The organism is Chitinophaga sp. RAB17 (assembly GCF_052114225.1).
Classification (GTDB): Bacteria; Bacteroidota; Bacteroidia; order Chitinophagales; family Chitinophagaceae; genus Chitinophaga.
The window spans coordinates 863,284-883,640 of sequence record NZ_JBFREI010000002.1 but is presented as its reverse complement, the minus strand read 5'-3'; the positions used below and the strand labels follow the sequence as shown (position 1 = coordinate 883,640).

Annotated in this window: 10 protein-coding genes; 7 read left to right on the top strand and 3 right to left on the bottom strand. The window is 39.2% G+C overall.

Annotated elements, in window-relative coordinates:
• Positions 1 to 68: 68 nt before the first annotated feature.
• The 3 genes from AB4Z08_RS09630 to AB4Z08_RS09620 all read right to left on the bottom strand — a co-directional run bounded on the left by AB4Z08_RS09630 (position 69) and on the right by AB4Z08_RS09620 (position 2,560).
• Positions 69 to 509 (bottom strand): hypothetical protein, encoded by a 441-nt coding sequence (locus AB4Z08_RS09630; protein ID WP_441573517.1) that lies wholly within the window; start codon positions 507 to 509, stop codon positions 69 to 71.
• Positions 510 to 651: 142 nt separating this feature from the next.
• A complete protein-coding gene (locus AB4Z08_RS09625) occupies positions 652 to 2,172 on the bottom strand; it encodes a recombinase family protein (protein ID WP_441573516.1) in 1,521 nt (506 codons plus the stop codon).
• Positions 2,153 to 2,560, bottom strand: coding sequence for a recombinase family protein (locus tag AB4Z08_RS09620; RefSeq protein ID WP_441573515.1), 408 nt, complete (start codon positions 2,558 to 2,560; stop codon positions 2,153 to 2,155). Before AB4Z08_RS09620 ends, AB4Z08_RS09625 begins: the two co-directional genes overlap by 20 nt.
• Before the next feature lie 968 nt (positions 2,561 to 3,528).
• On the opposite strand from AB4Z08_RS09620, the gene AB4Z08_RS09615 reads away from it, so the two are divergent.
• The 7 genes from AB4Z08_RS09615 to AB4Z08_RS09585 all read left to right on the top strand — a co-directional run bounded on the left by AB4Z08_RS09615 (position 3,529) and on the right by AB4Z08_RS09585 (position 20,003).
• Positions 3,529 to 4,815, top strand: a complete 1,287-nt coding sequence (locus AB4Z08_RS09615) for a hypothetical protein (RefSeq protein WP_441573514.1) — start codon at positions 3,529 to 3,531, stop codon at positions 4,813 to 4,815.
• Between the two features lie 30 nt (positions 4,816 to 4,845).
• Positions 4,846 to 8,916 carry a DUF5977 domain-containing protein gene (locus AB4Z08_RS09610; protein WP_441573513.1) on the top strand — a complete coding sequence of 1,357 codons (4,071 nt, stop codon included), beginning with the start codon at positions 4,846 to 4,848 and terminating at the stop codon, positions 8,914 to 8,916.
• Positions 8,917 to 8,966: 50 nt separating this feature from the next.
• Positions 8,967 to 13,340: a DUF6443 domain-containing protein gene (locus AB4Z08_RS09605; protein ID WP_441573512.1), complete on the top strand. Its 4,374-nt coding sequence runs from the start codon at positions 8,967 to 8,969 to the stop codon at positions 13,338 to 13,340.
• Positions 13,337 to 14,014: a hypothetical protein gene (locus AB4Z08_RS09600; RefSeq protein WP_441573511.1), complete on the top strand. Its 678-nt coding sequence runs from the start codon at positions 13,337 to 13,339 to the stop codon at positions 14,012 to 14,014. The genes AB4Z08_RS09605 and AB4Z08_RS09600 overlap by 4 nt, the downstream gene beginning before the upstream one ends.
• Before the next feature lie 220 nt (positions 14,015 to 14,234).
• Positions 14,235 to 14,912, top strand: a complete 678-nt coding sequence (locus AB4Z08_RS09595; protein ID WP_441573510.1) for a hypothetical protein — start codon at positions 14,235 to 14,237, stop codon at positions 14,910 to 14,912.
• Between the two features lie 126 nt (positions 14,913 to 15,038).
• Positions 15,039 to 15,728, top strand: coding sequence for a hypothetical protein (locus tag AB4Z08_RS09590; protein ID WP_441573509.1), 690 nt, complete (start codon positions 15,039 to 15,041; stop codon positions 15,726 to 15,728).
• 348 nt (positions 15,729 to 16,076) lie between these two features.
• Positions 16,077 to 20,003 (top strand): NACHT domain-containing protein, encoded by a 3,927-nt coding sequence (locus tag AB4Z08_RS09585; RefSeq protein WP_441573508.1) that lies wholly within the window; start codon positions 16,077 to 16,079, stop codon positions 20,001 to 20,003.
• Positions 20,004 to 20,357 lie beyond the last annotated feature (354 nt).

Sequence of the window (20,357 nt, the reverse complement as noted above, 5' to 3'; positions counted from 1 at the left end):
TCGAGGAAATGGAACATGGTCCCCTTTTCCCGATGAAATACCGTAGATTCATCTATATTAATTAATTTTCACATTTGTTCTTGAGTAAGGCCGTTTCTATACCTGTAATCCTTCAGCTTTCCTCCGATAATTGAGGTATCAACCTCAAAGGGTAAATATGTCAGAAGCTTAATGATTGCGGGGAAGTACTTAACTAATGGAATACTTCTGTTTTTTCCCCAATTGTAAATGCTGTCTTGTGTAACTTTTAAAATCTTAGCGACATCACTTTGTTTTAACTTTAACTCCATGCGTTTTTTCCTAATGTGATCCCCAATAGTAACTGGTTTTCCCGGATAGGAAATAGGCATGGGTTTCTTCTGCCGTCTCTCATATCGCAAACAAGGCAACGCATGTATGTCATTTTGATGAACGCTTTCACCCCAAATAAAAATGGAAATAATCATGGATAATTTGCTCCCAAGCCACTTTTTACAGATTTCATAAAAATTCTTTTTACTGGAGACCATGTTGCGTTGACTTGTTAGTATCGAGGCTAATTTGTAGAATTCAAAGTTTATTGACTATGCTTTTGAATAGATTGAACCCATATATCCTTTGGTCATCAGCTTTGATAAACCGGAAGCTTCACTTGCCGCTGCGGTACATTGTTCAATGTTGCTGCTGGAGTAATGCATCTATCGCATCGATTCTTTTTTGTGAAGGCATATTTAATCCCTTTTCCCAGGCTCGTACAGTAGAAGTATCGACTTTAAGCAGACGTGCCATATCCTTGCAGCTAATCCCATTTTTCCACCTATAGGTTCGAAGACGTTCGCGAAAATTCGTTTCATTGATCGTAGTTGTACAAAAACCTAAAAAAAGATGTATCCTGGGATAATAGGTTATTTGGGGCTTGCTCCGGTTGTTTTCCCAATAAGTTACACAGTCAGTACTCACATCGAGGATCTTCGCCAATTCTGCCTGGGTCAGACCACTATCAATTCTTTTCTTTCTTATATGTTCCCCAATGGTCGCTGGATTTTCGGGGTATTTATGAGGAGTTCGTTTCCGAAACTTCCGATCAAAAAGTAAACCGGGTGAGGCTCTGGAGTCGTTGTACTGGATATCTTGACCTCTAAGAAGGTTGTTCAAATTGACGGAAAATTCAATTCTAACATCTTTTTCGCTGATTGAAACGAGTTTGGTGATAGTTTCGATGATAGACCGTTTTCTATCAAAATCCAGTACAGGCCAGTTCTTTACCAAAATCTTTGCTTCTTTGACCTGGTCTTCCAATAACCTGATTTGACGAACTTCCAAATCCATTTCGGACTGGAGCTTTTGTAAAAAATCCTCTAGGTGCGCAACTTGTGTATTTAAAGGATGAAGGCTACCAACAAAATCCTCCCTTGTAATTTCACCGGCCATCCTCATTTCCATATGCTTCTGTCTTGTTTTTTCCAGAGCTATTTTTTCATTAATCATTTCTTTAAATAAAGCTTGCTTCCTAACCAGTAGATTGATGGAGTTTTCGACGAGTTTCGCTAAGTCGATATGACTTATGCAATCAGAAAGAAAGTCACAAAATATTGCGTCAATGTCCCCGACCGTAATTTTTACTCTACAATCCCTACAGTGGTAAATCTTATTACTTTTAACGTACATTTTCTTTGAACATGAACACTTCACGATGCCGGACAATAGGTATGCGGATTTTCTACCATTGCGTGTACTTTTTCTTTCCTGTTCGTCAAGTATGCTATTTGCTTTATTCCAGGTCTGTTCTGAGATGATCTGGGGACACTTCGTTATAGTCCATTCACTTTGGGGCTTTAGAACGGTCCGCTTTCCGTCTTCTGCGGTTTTGGTATAATTGGCAATCCGTTCTCCCTTAGCAGTCGTATCCCTTAGTAACCTTGTAACGGTGGTGTCCGAAAACCGCGCCCCTTTTCGGGTACGATAGCCGAGTTTGTTCAGCTCTTCGGCTGTAGTCTTTTTGCGTAACGTCCGAAGGAATATCTCATAGATCAACTTTCTAATGGGAGCTTCCGACTCATTTATTACATATTGTTTGTTCCGCCAGGAATATCCAAATATTGCCTGGCCTCCCAATGGTTTGCCAAGCTTTGCTCGGATTGGAATTGATGAGGAAACCCTGCTAGAGATTTCTTCACGCTCCCATTCTGCCATCGCCGATATGACCGTAAAAAAAAAGCATCCCAGACGGACTGCTAGTATCAATGTCTTCGGAAATGGAAATCAGGTTTGCTTTTGCGGATTTGAATATGTCGGCGAACTCCAGAAGTTCCTTTGTACTTCGTGCAAGACGAGAGAGCTTGGAGAAAACCAACCCATTAATTTCTCCACTTCTGACATCCTTTAACATCCGTTGGGTCTCTGGATGTTTCATAACATTCTTTCCGCTTACGCCATCAAGACGATAGATTTTAACTAAATCCCAACCCTTGGCATTGATATAGTGCTTCGCTCGTAGCTCATGATGCTCGGGACTTTCGTCCTTGACCTGCATATCGGTGGATACACGAATCCAGATTCCGACTTTGATGGGATCTTTCATTTTTTTGATTAAGTTATCGAAATTTGATTAAAAAAATGGTAGGCATATCCTTATGCCCACGACACCTAACTTTTACTTCATCCAATCCCTTAGTTAAAGCACATCTGATCGAAAGCAAACTGCCCCATCAACGTATTGAACGTATATAGCGACTTAACAAAAATATCCATAGCTACATCCCGGTAGTTTTTTTTCCGGTGAGGCCATGTTCCTGTTTTTTAATCATTACCAGCTACGCAAATAGGATGCGTTATGAAAACCAATTTTTGTCTCAACAAAATGAAGAATGATTAGGACAGCAAACAAATACTTATCTAGTTGACCTTTTCCGTATTTATACGCATTTTTTATGGATAGACAATAATTTAAATTTTGTGTTTTATCTTGTAAGAAGATTGTTATAGGACAAGGGAACAGTATATACCTAATTATTGTCCCTTGTTGCGTTAAGGACCAGGCGTCCGGTTAATACATTGAATAAATCGCATTACTACCCATCCAGCATAAATAGAAGTTTTAGATAGGCTTTGTACTTAGTTAACAGGAAACAATAAGAGTTCCTGAAATTATCCTAATACGCGATAAAAAACCTGCAATGAGAGTTTATTATTACCCTGTACTACATGGCATACAAATGTCCTCCAGTAACCCTGTGACTGTTCTTAATGCAGTCAGGTATAACATAGCTATGTCCAAATTCACCTCTGTTAATAATTACCTCTATTACTGGAAGTAATGGCATCGCTTTGCTTATGTACTGGGTTTGAGGCAAACAAATAACAGGTATATCGGCTTAATTAACCAAATCTCCCCAATATTAGCAAATTGACTGTTTTATGAAAACTGTCCTAATATCCGCATGCCTACTGTGCATTTCTTTTGTAGCTATTTCACAGGATTCAATGTTGCTAAACCGGCACACTATACTAGGGAAATATCTTTCGCAGGTAAAGAAGAAGTCCGACAAAATGGAGCGACAGGTTTCCAAGCACAGCGAACAGGCGTTGAGCCGGTTTTTGAAGCAAGAGGAAGAGATGAAACGCCGGTTGGGGCGAATTGACTCCCTGAAAGCTAATAACCTGTTTGCTACCTCAATTGCTTCTATGGAAGGGATGAAGGCCAGAGTTAAGGGAAAAGCGGCAAAATATGAGAGCCTTATTTCTTCAGACGGTGGTCCTTACCTTGACAGTTTGAGTAACTCCCTGGCATTTTTGAAACAATCAAAACAATTATTATCCCAATCTAAAGGTATAACGGGTAAGCTAAACGGGTCCTTAAAGGCAGTCGACAATCTGAAAGACAAACTCGCACAGGCAGAACAGATAAAAGCATATATACGGGAACGTAAACAGTTGCTAAAAGAGCAACTGAGCCAGTATACTGGGTTTACAAACGATCTGCAGAAAATGAACAAGGAAGCTTACTACTATGCTCAGCAGCTCAAAGATTATAAAGAGGTGTTTAAGGATAAGAAGAAAGCAGAGCAGAAGGCAATGGAAGTCATTAAGAAGTTACCTGCCTATAGTGAATTCATGCAAAAGCATTCACAGCTGGCCAGTCTGTTTAATATACAAGGTGCCACTGCCTCCGCACAAAGCCTGGAGGGCTTACAAACCCGTAGCCAGGTGGAGCAGCTTATCGCCGGGCGGCTTGGCAGCGGCCCCAATGCCAGCGCCGCAGTGAGTCAGCAGATGGCAGAAGCCCGCAGCAAGTTTGATGAGTTAAAAAGTAAGTTTCCCGATTTGGACAACGCCGCAGAAATGCCGGATTTCAAGCCCAAAGAGATGAAAACAAAAAGTTTTTCACAGCGGTTAGAGTTTGGCAGCAATATACAATTTCAACGCAGCAATAACTTTTTTCCAACAACCAGTGATCTCGCAGGGCAGGTCGCCTATAAATTTCACGAAAATGGTAGCGTTGGTATTGGCCTTGCCTATAAACTTGGACTAGGATCTGGATTAAATAACATCCGCTTTACCGGCCAGGGGATAGGAATCAGATCCTTTATTGACTGGAAGCTAAAAAAGACCTTTTATTTAAACGGAGGGTATGAACAGAATTACCAGCAAGGTTATTCAGGTATTCCACAGGGCATTGGACAGCAATGGACACAAAGCGGATTAGTCGGTATCAGTAAAAAATATAAGATCAACAGTAAACTAAAAGGGAATGTAATGGTGCTCTTTGATTTCCTCTATAATCAGCATGTTCCAAGGACAGATCCAATAAAGATCCGCACCGGTTATAATTTCTAATTCCTGAATTCAAAAGTTAAACCTAATACTATGCTTCACAAATGTTATCCCTTAGCGCTGCTATTCCAATTTGCAACGGCAATTACGGCATTCGGGCAGGTGGATCTTCCTACCGGCAAAGCAAATTACAGCCTACCTATATTTAATTACAATGATGGTGGCAGGTTATCTTTCGATATCTCCCTGAATTATGCAGGTGGCGGAGGTATCTTGGTAAATCAAATTCCATCCAGTGTAGGCTTAGGTTGGAACCTAATGGCAGGTGGTATGATTGTCAGAAGAACCATCGGTGAACCTGACGATCAGGAAGAGGGAACCTATGGTGGTGTTAAACAAGGAGTAGGATTCATGGTGCCGTATTTTCCCCGGAATACACCAATAGGTCCTAAAGCCGGATACGTCCCTCTTGTTCCAGCCGGCGCCTCAGACGATGAATATCAACCCGATTTTGATGTGCTTCGAGACCTACAGCAGGATATATTTGAATTCCAGTTTGGTGGCAGGACAGGTAGGTTTATCATATGGGAGGATCAAACCATACGTCCTATGGATAATTCCAAACTGAAAATTGAAAAAAGGGAGCTGTCAGTGCCGGAAGATGGTAACGTAATTACAACTATCAGCCAATTTATTATCACAGATGAATCCGGAATTAAGTATACGTTCAGCGCTAGCGAAAGAAGTAACCTGATTAAATATAAAAAGGGCCGCCAAATTGTGACAACATCGGGGCAAACAGTGGCTATCCCATATTTTGATGTCAGTGACTATTCCGTCAGAACAGCCTGGTATCTGACAGAAATTAAAGACCCGCTTTCAGGACACAAAATTACCCTTAATTACACCGACTATAAAATGCAGTACCTCATTGGATATGAAGGCATCTATACAATTTCGACCACCGATGGGCAATCCAAAGGAGCTGCCCAAAGTCTACCGCTATGGTTTTCCGGTACAAGGAAGCGACTTACAGATATCACATTTCCTGACAATAGGACAATGGTATCTCTGCTTTATCATGATGATGAGTTAGCTGATCTCCCCGGTGAAAAAGCTTTAAAACAGATTGTAATTAAAAAAGATTCCGATATCATTTCAGGATACCAATTTGGATATGAATATTTCTTTAAAGATTCTACACGCCCTTTTAACTTCTCTTTTGTAGGAGATGAATATAAGTATGCAAGGTTATGTTTAAAAACCGTCCAGAAAACAGGAAAGTTTAACATTCCGGACGCCCCATTTACTTTTTCTTATTATAATAAGGCAGCTAATAACTACGTACCTGGACGTGCCCTTTTTGAACGAGACCATTGGGGATACTCCAACGGTCATACGTTTGAACAGAATTACAATACGGCTGATGAGTGTTTCACCAGTATAAAAGTTTTGACATCAGTAATTAACCGGCAGGTTTCACAATCAACCGCGGCATTCATGGGAGCCCTCAAGTCGATTCAGTATCCAACAGGAGGTAAATTACAATACGAGTATGAGAACAATGATGCGATGAGCGCAGGCGTAAGAAAACTTTCTGGAGGTATCCGGGTAAAACAGACCACTTTATACGATATGGTGGATACCACCAAGAAAATTATTAAACAATACCAATATATTAATCCAGATGGTAGTTCCTCTGGATGGGGTTATGAAACCCCTGTTTATTCTGAAACAAATTACACCAAGTTTGTCCTTCCACCGGCTGGTACTGGTTTTAAAGCAGGCAATCTTACCTTCAGTATAGCATTTACTACGAACACCTTACCGATACTTTATGCTTTATGGGCTGGTGTTGGTGCAAAAGGGCTTAGTGCATTGATTTCACAAAACCTGTTCTGCATGATTGTAGTGGCGATGGTCAGTAATATTTTAACTCCACCACCTTCCTTAGTGCAACTTGATGCCACCAATAGCCAGGATTTCAGCCGCCATCCTGCCATGAACAACGAGCTGCCGCATCTTTACAAACGTGTTGTGGTGTATGAAGGAGATACCACCAATAACATAGGGAAAATGGTCTATGAATTTACTTCGCCGGATGATTTCCCGATCACCGTGCCAACCCAAAGCCAGCCCTATGCTACCAAATCCAGGTGTCTACCCTGGGTCTATGGCTTGCAAAAACATATACAGGAATATTCAAAAAGTAACAAGCTTTTATCCGATGTTACCTATTCCTATAGTCCGCAAACAATTGTACAGGGCAATTACAGCATTGCTTGGAAACCCAAGACAGTGCTGATGTGTGCCGAATACCTGTTCCCCACCTATTCTTCAGGTATTGAATTATATTCTGATTACTATACCTCATTACTAGGCAGGACCAGTTTAACATCCATGACAAAAAGAGATTATGACAGTACGGGTAATTTCTCCCAGTTGGTCACCTCCTACACCTACAATCCCTCCAATCTTCTACCTTCCAAAGTTCAGTCTGTCAACAGTGTTGGAGACACCATAGAAACTACTACCTATTATCCACAGGACTATAATGACAATAAACTCCCTGTGCATAAGGCTTTCAGTGATCTAAATATGATTTCGCTACCTATTGCCATTGAGGTCCGACAGAACAATTCCACAGGTCAGAAGCTGATTGATGCTTCAGTTACGGAGTATAAGTTCCAATCTAACGGAGACATTAAACCCGAGCAATTGCACGTACTGCAAAGCAGTACTCCACTTTCTGCAAGCGTGACAGGTCCATTTACGGGCACTTCGCTCAATAGAATACCTACTTATATTAAACAGCAGCAGGTAAATAACTTTGACGCTGATGGTAATCTGGTACATACCTTTAATCAGGGAGGGACTGAAGTAGGATATCAATGGGGATATGGAAGTCAGGCCGGCGATGAAAAGCAAAAGATCACCGCCTATGTGCATAATGCACATGCTACACATAACGATAAAAAGGGAACCATCGGGATAGTGACCAATGACAGTTTGCTGATTACAGATGGAACAACAAAGACAGCGACCATTACTTTAAGCCAACCGGGAACCATCTATCTACACCTGGATGATTATCAGACCTATGACGGTGCGCTGTGTAGTTATACATTAACAGGTGGATCTCCTGTAAAAAGCTATACGGGAACTTTATGTTATGTAAGGAGAGTTTTCAGAATGGATGATCATTACAATAGCTGGGCAGATAGCTTTCCACGATATCAAGTCCTTGCAGATCTGCCTGCAGGAACTTACACCCTTACCGCTCTAAAAAAATACCCATACAACTCCTTTAAATTAGTATACACCTATTTTACAGACCCTGGCACGGCCACAGCAGCGGAATTTAGCTACGAAGGATTTGAGGATACTCCATATACAGGTGCCGTTAAGCCATATGCGGGAAAAGGCTGTAAAGTTGGAGACTATACCCCTACTTTCACTATTCCAAACGCGCGGACCTATCGGGTAGATTATCGCTACCAGTTGGCAGGTAAATGGCTTTATAACGCCAAGCCTTATACCAACGGTATGCTACTTTCGGATGGAGATGCCATAGACGAGGTGAGGATATATCCAGTAGATGCAGTCATGACCACTTTTACTTATGATCCCACGTTTGGTCCCACCTCAGAAACTGACGTGAATGGCAATACCATTGCCAGAGAATACGACTACCTGGGTAGACCTAGTTTTATCCGCGACCAGGACGGCAATATCCTTCAACGTATTTGTTACAATTATGCTGGTCAACCTGAAATGTGTGGAGGTAAGTCTTATACCAACGATTCCCTCTCCCAAAAATTTACGCAGGTAGGATGTGGTCCTGGTTTTACACCAGGAGTAGGTTTATATATTGTACAGGTAGGGAAATACACAGCAGATGATAAAAACGCAGCTAATTTAATGGCATTGGAAGATATCAAGGCAAACGGACAAAACTATATCAACCAGAACACCCAATGCAGTTGTGGAATTGATGAAGGATTTGATCATAAAGTTATAAATGGAAAATGCGTAGCTGGAGTCAAAACATATTTTACTGAACCGGTACCTGGTGTCCCAAATATGTGTAGGACGGGATTCTGGTATAAATTCCCGGACGGTACTTATAGTGAGAAGATAATTTTAGAACAAAGGCCCTGTTAGCCTTTTCTCCTTTATCTAGCTACGATTCTATCACCTTGAAATTGAATTCTATGTTTTCTATTAATATAAAATGGTTTTTGCTGGCAACTGTTATTTTCAATTTTACGCTTTCAGTTTGTCATGGACAAGTTAGTCCCACGACAGCAACACAACCGCCAGCATCGCCAATTACAACGCCTTCTGCATATCAGAATCCTACCTTAAACTATATCCGGACCTGGGARCCCATTATGCCCACAACAGATGCTGTTACAGCTACAGGAACTGGACGGAAAGTGCAGGAGGTCAGACAATCCACCGTGTATACGGATGGTTTAAACCGCCCATTACAGTCTGTGGTAAAATCTGCCAGTAGTTCCGGAAAGGATATCGTACTGCCCCTTATTTACGATGCCTATGGAAGGCAACCAATAAATTATTTGCCATACGTACAGTCGGATGCGGTTACCAATGATGGAAAGTTTAAAAGTAGCCCATTCAACAGCCAGCTGACATTTATGCAAAATGCGGTGCTGAATCCATCTGGCAAAGGCGAAAGCATATTTTATAATCAATCCGTATTTGAACAGGCTCCATCATCTTCGATAATAAAAAGTTATGGGGCCGGAAACAGTTATGCGAATGAAGGTGGCAAGAAAAACAGGCAGCAGTATAATTTCGTTAATACCACCGCAGATTCAGTGCGAATCTGGGAAATTTCAGCTGGAATTCCGGCGACCACGAAGGTTTACGGCGCCGGACAGTTGACAGAATCTGTTTCCGTAGCTGAAAATGGCGCTCAGTTAGTAGAATACTATGATAAGTCAGGAAAGATCATTCTTAGGAAGGTGCAGCTGGCAGCAAGTCCCAGCCCATCACATACCGGGTGGCTATGTACTTATTTTGTTTATGATGAGTTAAATAACTTAAGATTTGTCATTCCCCCGCTTGCGGTAACACAGATATATCCTTCCTGGTCCGCAACTAATGTCCTTGCAGGGCTTTGCACGATCTACCGTTATGATTCTAAGGGGCGAAACATTATTAGAAAACTTCCAGGTGTAGACTCCACTGAAATGGTATACGACTCGCGGGATAGGCTGGTACTTGTACGTGACGGTAATCTAAAGGGAAATTCCCAATGGATGCTTACCTACTTTGACAACCTTGACCGGCCGGTAAAGATTTCTCTGTACTCTTCTGGCACCTCCAGAGACGTATTGCAAACCAGCGTAGATGGTGCAGCACCCGGTACTTTCCCTTTTATTTCAGTGGGTAACCTTTCTGACCAGAGCATGTTTTTTTACGATGACAATTATGCCTTTCCTGGTGTTCAGTCACCACTGACTGGGGATTTTTCGGCCCCACAGAAAGGAAGTAACCTTTATGAAATGCCCAATACCGGTATTAGTCATCGCGTAATGGGCAAGATGACCGGACTCAAGTCAAAGATACTGGGCACCAGTCAATGGCTTACCACTACCATTTATTACAATGATAAAGGCCGGGTATTACAGACAGTTTCAGATAACATATACGGGGGAAAGCAAACGACCACCTTCCTGTATGATTTCAGCGGAAAAGTGTTAAGTAGCTATTTACGTCATACCAATCCACATAGCACAGTTACACCAGAAACCAGGATACTCACTAATACGAACTATGATTCAACCGGAAGGGTTACCCAGATTAGCACCAGAATAAATGATTTTGCGTCTACCAACCGAATTATTGCCAGCTACAGCTATGATGAGTTGGGTAACATAATATCTAAGACCATACCCAAAGAGGCACAGTCCATTGAATATAATATTAACGGACAGCTAAAATCAATTAACAGCAGTTTTGTGAATACGGCCGGAAGTACAACAAACTGGTTTGGTGAAGATCTGGCCTATGATTATGGATTTAGTGCCAGCCAGTACGATGGTAGTATCGCAGGCGTAAAATGGAAAAGCCGGGGAGACGGGATTTCAAGAGCATTTGGATATACTTATGATACAGCGGGCAGGATATTAAAAGCCGATTTTACCCAACAAAATCAGGGCAGTACTGCCTGGACAGCCGATAAAGTTGATTTTTCCGTAAAGGGTCTTGCCTATGACGGCAACGGAAATATTTCTGGGTTGTTGCAGAAAGGAATGAAGGGGCTTTCTATTGCAGTCATTGACAGTCTTAAATATTCTTATATCCCTTATACAAATAAATTGTTTTTTGTAACCGATAAGAATAATGATCCACAGAGTAAGTTAGGGGACTTTAAGGAGATCAATAATAATGAATCGCAGGATTATGCTTATGACCCAAATGGAAACCTTACCCTGGATATGAACCGGCTGTTAAGTCCAAATCGTTATAATTATTTGAATCTGCCTGATAGTCTTACCATACTCGGGAAAGGCTACATTGAATATACCTATGATGCAATGGGGAACAGGTTGCGAAAAAAGGTAACAGATGTTTCGAGTACCTCACCGGGAATTAAAACCTATGATTACATAGAGGGTTTTGTTTACCAGAATGATAGTCTACTTTATTTTCCCCATAGTGAAGGCCGGGTAAGGGCAACCTATGCTACCGGAAAGCCAGTGGCACTGGTGTATGATTATTTCATAGCCGATCATCTTGGCAATACCCGGATGGTCCTGACCGAAGAGACGAATCTGGCCACCTATGCGGCTACCATGGAAACAGGTAATTCTCCAAAAGAAAATGCCTTGTTTTCCAATATTGAAAGTACCCGAAGTCCCAAACCGGTTGGCTATCCGGTGGATGGGACAACCTCCCCTAATGATTATGTGGCCAAGTTAAACGCAGGATCTGGCACACAGAAAATCGGTCCATCATTGGTTTTACGGGTGATGGCAGGCGATACCATTCAACTTGGGGCAAAGGCATTCTTTAAGTCAGCCGCAGCTAGTACTTCCAGTACTACCGCTGCTAATATGCTGACCGCTCTACTACAAGCATTTGCAACGGGGACCGCTCCATCGGATGGTTCCCATGGCAATGGGACAGGCCCAGGATCTCCACTGGTAACAAATTTTACGTCCTCAAACTATCAGGCCATAAGGGATAAGGATCCAAGCCAGAACCAACCAACACTTCCCAAAGCTTACCTTAACTATGTACTATTTGATGATCTGCTTAATATAGTAGACGAGAATAGTGGTGTCCGCCAGGTCCAAGGAAGCCCCGATCAGTTGCAGACATTGGCTACATCAAGAATGGTCATTAAAAAAGATGGCTTTTTTTATGTCTATACCAGCAATGAGAGTGTACAGGATGTATATTTTGATAACATTGTGGTAGCTCACAATAATGGACCGTTACTGGAAGAAACGCATTATTACCCTTTTGGGCTCACCATGGCTGGAATCAGTTCCAAAGCATTAAAAAACCCTTATGTTGAGAATAGGAATAATTACAATGGTATAGAGCAGACAACTGAATTTGGACTAAATCAGTATGACGCATTTTATCGGACACTTGATCCCCAAATTGGTCGTTGGTGGCAAATGGACCCCGCTTCGGACAATTATCCTGGAATCAGCCCCTATAATAGTAATCTCAATAACCCAATTTCCTTCATTGATCCATTTGGGGATGATCCCATATGGGCATTTATAGAAGGTGTTGGCTGGGGCTGGACCTATCCCGTTCTCGGGGGAGGGGTAGCCAAATCTTTGAATAAAATAATTACCGACGGGGCAATAAAAACCTTTGCAACAAATGGTTTTGTTCAGATTGGGAATTATGTAGAAAGACAACAAGCATTCAAGCGCAATTACGATCTCCAGAAAATACAAATAAAGCAGGCAGATCCACTTGATGAGCCTATTGACCAACAGTTTGAGGTTGAAAGAGGATTTCCCAAACGCCAGTTCGAGGCATATAACACCACTGCCCAGGCGTTTAGGGATGCTAGGGGTGCGTATCGAAAATCCTTTATATTTGTTACGGACTATGTAGAACCTGTAGTTACAGGTGTAGCAACGTTTGGTCTGGAGGGACTAGCTACAAGCGGAGTCGTTAAGACCCTAGCAGCAGCCACCGTTTGGGGAACAGTTGGAAGTGGTGGAAGTGCAGTCGGCCGTACTGCATTGACAGATTTACAATTGGTTACCAGGGCGGGTGAAATAGCAGAAAGATCAGTCGGAGGCACTGGAAGATTAGCTGGAACAGCGAAACATAAATATGCTACAGACCTGCTAAAACGATATGAAGATATTTTCGGAAGTAGAGGATTTGAATATGGAAAACAGTTTAATTTCGGAGCTGGAGATAGAGGAATTTTTGATGTATTCAAACGATCATCCACTACTATTTTTGATTGGAAGTTTGGCTATCCGGGAAAAACCATACCCCAATTCATGCAAACTCCTCAAATGCTAAAATATCAAAGGAATTTCCCCAATTTTACTATCGAAATAATTCATCTATGACTATAAGCACCGCTGTAAAAAAACAAATTACTTCAAGCTGGCTAACTCATTTTCCTGATTTAACTGCTTATTCTCAAAATAAATTGTATAAAGTCTTAGGACCGATTGTTATTGGAATTGAATTATTAAGCATACCAAGAAGTGAAGATTATCGGCCAAACTTTGTAATTTATCCACTTTGGAAAGAAAATGAAATTCAATGCCTTGACATGCCAATGATATCGATTGAGATTGAAAGGAAAAACGGACGCCCATTTGATGTTCCTTATGCTGATCATACTAAATTGGAAAATGAGGCTTTTGAATCCACATCGAAACAAATTATTCCATTTGATCGTAACATTCCATTACACCAGTTAATGCTATATGCTGAATTGGCAATACAAAAGAGCTTCCCTGTACCTATTGCAGAAGCAAATAATTATGAATTGAGATTATTTTCAGCAGTGTACGCATCAGATTGGCCCTTAACGGAAAATATTTTAGATGAATTATTTCAGGTCGGTAGTAATTGGAATCCTGCAGGTTTTAACTTTAAATTTGGTTCGTTTGAAAAGTGGTACAAATCTTTAGAAGAAAAAGTACGCAACAGAGATCTATTTTTAAGCCAAATATCTCGCAATTTGGAAGGCCCTAAACTATCTAAACTGAAGCGATCTGAACTCCTTCCTTAAAGAAGGTAAAACCGGTAATGAATTTTTATCCTCAGCAATTAAGACTCGAACTTGGTTACGATAGAGCAAAATCAATTTTTCTTCGTAGTGGGAACTAGCCAAAATCTAACATCAGCTGGGAGAAACGAACTACTATGAAATTATGTTTAAATTCTAAGTGCCAAAGGAAAGCTTCCTGGAAAAATAATTTTACTGCTAATTTAATCCATGTAATACAGCAATGAGCATTAGTAGTATAGAAAAAAGGCAGGTAACCAATAGCTGGTTAGAACGATTTCCTCAGTTAACAGCTTATACCAAAGTAAAACTATATAAAATTTTAGGACCGAATATTATAGGTATTGAAATTATTAAACTTCCAAGGACTGATGAATATAGACCGCATTTCGTAATCTACCCTTTATGGAAAGTTGATGAAAATAAATGTTTAGAAACGCCGGTGGTTATTAAAGATATCAAGAGAAAAGATGGATTTCAATTAGATATTCCTTACAAGGATAATGAGAAGTGGAAGAATGAAGCATTTGACTGCACCTCTAATCAGGTAATATCCTTAAATGAGGATGTAACCATTGATGACCTTTTTGAATTGATAGCAGATGTGCTAAAAACAGGAAGACGAGGGCCTATCCCAGAAGCAAATGCATTTGAAACAAAGTTATTTACTTCAGTTTATCTAGGTGATTGGAAGCGTACGGAAAAAATTTTAGATGAATTATCCGAGGTTGGTCCTACATGGCCGCCATTTGGATTTGATTTTATTTACGGACCATTTGACCAATGGTACAAATCACTAGAGGAAAAGGTGCGTAATAGAGATCTGTTCATGAACCAAATCTCAAAGAATTCAGAAAGTGCTAAGCTTTCCAAATTGAAGAGATCTGAACTCGTTCCATAACCGCACATTTTGCTCAGGAATCCAGACTATTTTATAAGGTAGTAATGCTGTAGAAATCAAAACATAAGTTTTGGTTTCTACAGCATTTTATAGGAAAATGATGTCCGGTTTAAAATTGAATAGTTTATGACAAAGAAAGAGGTAATGCAAAAAACTATTGAATCTATTGCCAAAGTAGGGGCACAATTTAACTTCAAAGCAGAATGGAAGAATCAATGGTTGATCAGGAACGAACCGGATCATATATTTATGTATGAATTGTTAATATACGATAGAACAATAATAGGTACAGGTGCTAAGGGTTTTCAAATTGAACCTATGATTTGGGTAAACGTGAAGGTTATTGAAGCTTACTACAAACAAATTACCGTAAACACAGAACTCAAAAAAGACGTAGATTTTAAAACGATTGGTAGTTCAATTGCCTCGTTAATCGCTAATCCAGACGGGATATTTCGTAAGAAAAATGAAAGTTTGAACTTACTGATTTTTGAGGAAAATCATATTCCAGGAATTGCTGAGACATTAATCAAACAATTTAATAAGGTTGCTTTACCTTATTGTCTGACAAATTGCAAAATTCCTGCAATAGATAAAATAGCAAACAGCCATCCTGATGAATGGATTGTCCATATGATGAACGACTACAGACGAATGATCAGAGGAGTAATTGCGGCCAAACTAAATGGCAATCCTGAACTTGATCATTTGCTTAATTTTTATGAAAGGAAAATGATCGACAGTAAAGCACCAGAAATGAATCTTGAAGAAATGAAACGACTCAAAATCGCATTGCCATCTATTGGTAGTAATTAGAACTAACGAGCAAATCATTTTCCTGGTTGCATAAGAATAAACTTCCACTTTTGAAAAAACAGCCCCGGAAATATCATATACTTATCTTATATTAATAGTAGTGATTCCTATACTCATTCCGCTAATCCTTCCAAAGCTCTATGAAAAGTACTCAGGAGATCTTCAAAAACAATACTCGCCGAAATGTTGAGGTAATGGTCATTATCGTCTCAGACGACAATTTCCCATAAAAAAGAAATTCACCGTTAGTCAAAATGACATCAAACGGGCAACGACAAAGGACAACAAAACAACCAGTCTCTAAAACAGGTAATACAAACCAAGCCATAAGTAATCTATATACATTCAATGAACACTATTATCCAGCAATATCACTACGCCTACAATACACTCAGTGAACTATTCGATAAAGAAGCTAACTCGTCAGGTTACAATTTCCATTCTACCAAAACCAGTGTAGAAAATCTACTAGACCACAACCATCTTTTCATTGTCGCCGAACCTGGCTATGGCAAAACCACCCTGATAAAGCAGATTAAAGATTACTTAGATTTACATAGAATTCCAAATATCAGGTATGAAGGAAGTGACAGCAAAGAAATTGCTGTCAACACTCCTGTTCAGTATCTTATCTATGATGCCCTGGATGAAAACAAAACGCCTATACCAACATTTATTGAATTACTAAACTATGGAAAAAACCATGAGCTAAAGCTGATTATTAGTAACCGGATCCACTATATATCTCAAATTGAGCATTTGATATCTGAAATAGATTTTACCTATATCAGGCTACTGTCCTTTAATGACTGGCAAATAGCCAATTTAATGACTAACAGATTATCACGGCTCGGATTCACGGAAGAACACATCGATAATATCATAAGAAAGACAAAAGCAGGCACTCCTCATTCTATCCTAAAAACACCTCGTTATCTGGATGAATTTTGCAAGTATATCATCTACAATAGTAAGAAACCGGAGGAAATCAGCTATCTTAAAAAGTCAGAACTATTCGAAAAAGTAATCTATTATAAACTAGAAAGTGAAAACAAGCTTTCTGAAATCAATAAAAACTATCCTTATATCGCAAAGAGGGTACTTGAAAGGCTTTCTCTGGCCATGGAAATTCATCAAACCAATGAAGTGAGCAAAGATGAATTTGTGACTTTCCTTGACCAATCTAATTCCAATATCAATCAGATACTGCTTACCTCAATTAGCCTTGACAACTTATGGGAAAGGGTCATGAAAACCACTGGAGCCTCCTTAAAGTTTGAGCACACTGAATTTCAAGAGTATTTAGCAGCAAAGGAACTATTACGACTTGGGCATAGATTTCAAATAGTCGCAGATCTAATGATTGAAGATCAAATTGACATAATTATTCCCAATTGGATTGATGTACTAAACTTCGCTATTGATATGGAGCCGTTGTTTATAGACCCGCTGCTTTCATTTATAAAAGCTAACAAATGGCAAAATATCAATGAAAAATTGATCGAAATAATATTATCTGTAGATCATTCAAAAATTGACATTTCGACGAGTGAGAAAATCTTCTCAACCTGCTTCTCTTACTATTCCCTTAGCGGCAAATATATTCCTCACGGAAACACAATCAGCGAATTCTATCAATCTGGTAATTGCGAAATTTTAACTCCTTTATACTCCGGGAGTAAAATATCACCACCCGTTTTTCATATTGTATGTAATCAGGTCAATATCATATCCTCTTTAAATATCAAAGGGAAGCTAAGCACAGCAAACAGGAGAAAATGGATATCCTATTTAAGTGAGCTACTGGAAAATAGCCTATCCTCTCCCTTATATGATACCCTTCTCTATGCTTTAGTCGATTTTGAGGACAAAGGCCCTATTCTTAAGTTAATGTCATACTTTGAGGAGCAGCCCGATCATATACTCAATTTGTACCTAATCCCAATGTCCAATCTGGCATCTGAAAACCAAGAGTCTATTGAATTATTAATTCGATCTCTAAAATCAGGCAGGAGATTAGACAATATCGCTCATGCAATTAAAAACGTGCGAGGCGAGCAAAATTTATTAGCACTATATACATTTCTTGTTGAACACCCCAAAAGTGTTTCCAATCCCAACCAATACCTACCAGGAAACAGTTACTGCAATTTATACCAATATGTTGCAGATCTAGATTCTGCAGACCTTGACAACGCTATTCATAACTATTTTACAGCGTATTTTGAGCAATTAGATTTCGAACATGAAAAAAGAGAGATTATCGCGGGCGCCTTATCCTATCTGATAAAAAAAAATACTGAATTTGTAGACACCTTAATAAAACTGGATGAATTCATAGATAACGCAGAAAATTACCTAGATGAAATATTCTCCGCTTGCTCACTGATGGATTTCCAGAAGATCGAATCTAAAATAATAGAGAATAGGAGCTGGAACACTAGAGAATTTATTCAGAAGAGCAAAGAAGAAGTCCGAAAAAACATCAATCCGGAAGTATATAGCTATATGGTTGATAAATATCCGATCGATCCAATAATATCGAGCCCAAAAAAAAATGACGCAGCAATAAACCTTCAAACTCTGCGCGGTTATTATGTACTGGACAAAAAATTATATAATACTGGATTAATTCCTTATCTGGTTGATAAATTCCAACACCTAAACGCATTACTTGAAGAAAAGGATAAAACTTATCTAAAACAGGTTATCAAAACAGCACTAAAGCACTATGATCCCGATAAATTCAAAATCAGTATAGAACAGACATCTGCTTCGCACCGAAATATCAACTACACAAATGGACTAGGTTTACAAATAGGCGAATATTTCCAGGCAGCATTTCTATTGGATGACATATCTACCTTAAAACAAAACAGGTTAAAGCTCTTAAAATCGTTTCCAATTCTCGGTTTCCGTTCTGATGCCGATATCAAAATGGCTAATATTGTATTTGAACAGATCGGACCAATCACTATTAATGACCAAAATAAAATGTTTGAGTCATTTATGGGCAGAAAGGATGATTTATTAGTGTTCAATCCTACCTCCTTTGCTGAGATGATTAGAAAGCTCAATCTGGGATTCTTAAGCCCATTGCTTGCAAAGCTTTTGCGAAATGCAAAGATTAGTACCATTGAAAAAATAACACTTCTAGAAGTAATAGGCGACTTTGCACAAAATAGAAATGACTACGATAGATTAAAACGAATATTCAATAGAAACCTAACGACTGAAGCAACCAAAGAACTAGCTGATGTCGCCAACTCATTTCTAATTAGCAAATTTAAAGACGAAGCAGCCGTCAAATGGCGATTCCAAGAGTTAAAATCAAGGCTAAAAGAATTTGATCCCCAAATAAGATTTAATGGTTTAAGACCTGTATCGGTATTCGAAAATGAATTGGATCACATGCGATTCGGAAAGTGTCTCCTGGGATTAAATCATTCGGTTGTACAAAAATTAATGCTCGACTTACTGGCCTATTCTTTTGACATCAGAACGAACAGGCTTCATCTCAAATATAGCGAGTACCTTCAATCCATTATCTTTCAATACTATAAATCGGTTCTTGACATTAAATGCTTAAAAGAGCTGCGAGATGTTATAGCCAGATATCGTCCTTCGGAAAATGCTTACAGCTTCAACCCTCTGCTGGAGAAATTGTCGGTCGAACTAAATAAAATGCAAAAAGGCGACAATACTTTCCTCGATGCTATCCATATTCTTAATAAGACTATTGGTAATTCCTATCTGCCTATAACCAGTAATTTCGAGCTTAAAGAAACAATCACTCGGATAATAAACATGGATATCGTTCACCTTATTGAAAATGAAGGATTTTATAGGGTATCACAGCAACTTGGCGGCCAAATACATAAAAACAATCTGTATATAAATGAGGAATTAGTACAGAAAACATTAAAAATTGCTTTAGAAAAGGCGCTTTTGGCACATGGATTCAGAAAAACAGATATTTATCGGGAAGTCGAAAGCCTTGATAGCCTTCGGTATGATTATCTGATCAAATATGGTTTATTTGGACCTATCGTTGTTGAAATTAAGCTTTTATATAACAATGAAATCCAAAATTCGTCTCATAGGTCAGCCTACAAGTCCAAACTATCTAAATACCTATCAGCAAACAATGGCTTAGGTATATACCTGATTTTTCAAACCAAACAGAGTCAGAGCCACTTAAACCAATATAATAATCTTCTACGGGAATATTCTGATATTAGCGGTCTAGATATTCTTTTAATTAAGTGTTACTAAACTTATATATATATATATATATATATATGTATATTCTTCAAACGACTCGTAGCTCACTTTTAGAAATCTGCCAAATTCAACAGTCATCATCTGGATAACTGCTTTAAAAATAGTACACAGTGCTGACTTTTGGCGAGCTATTAAAGTCAATAGCTCGCCAAAAGTCTCAATATATATTTTCGTCACAGGTACAAAATACTAATCTTAGAGGTAGTATTTTCTTTAGGTGAAGATGTAAACTTCAAACCTTCTGTTATGCACCTTGAGATGGCAAATACTCATTATAAATAAAAAATGTAACACAATTAAAAGAATTATGGAACACATAATTATGATACATAATAATATTTAAAT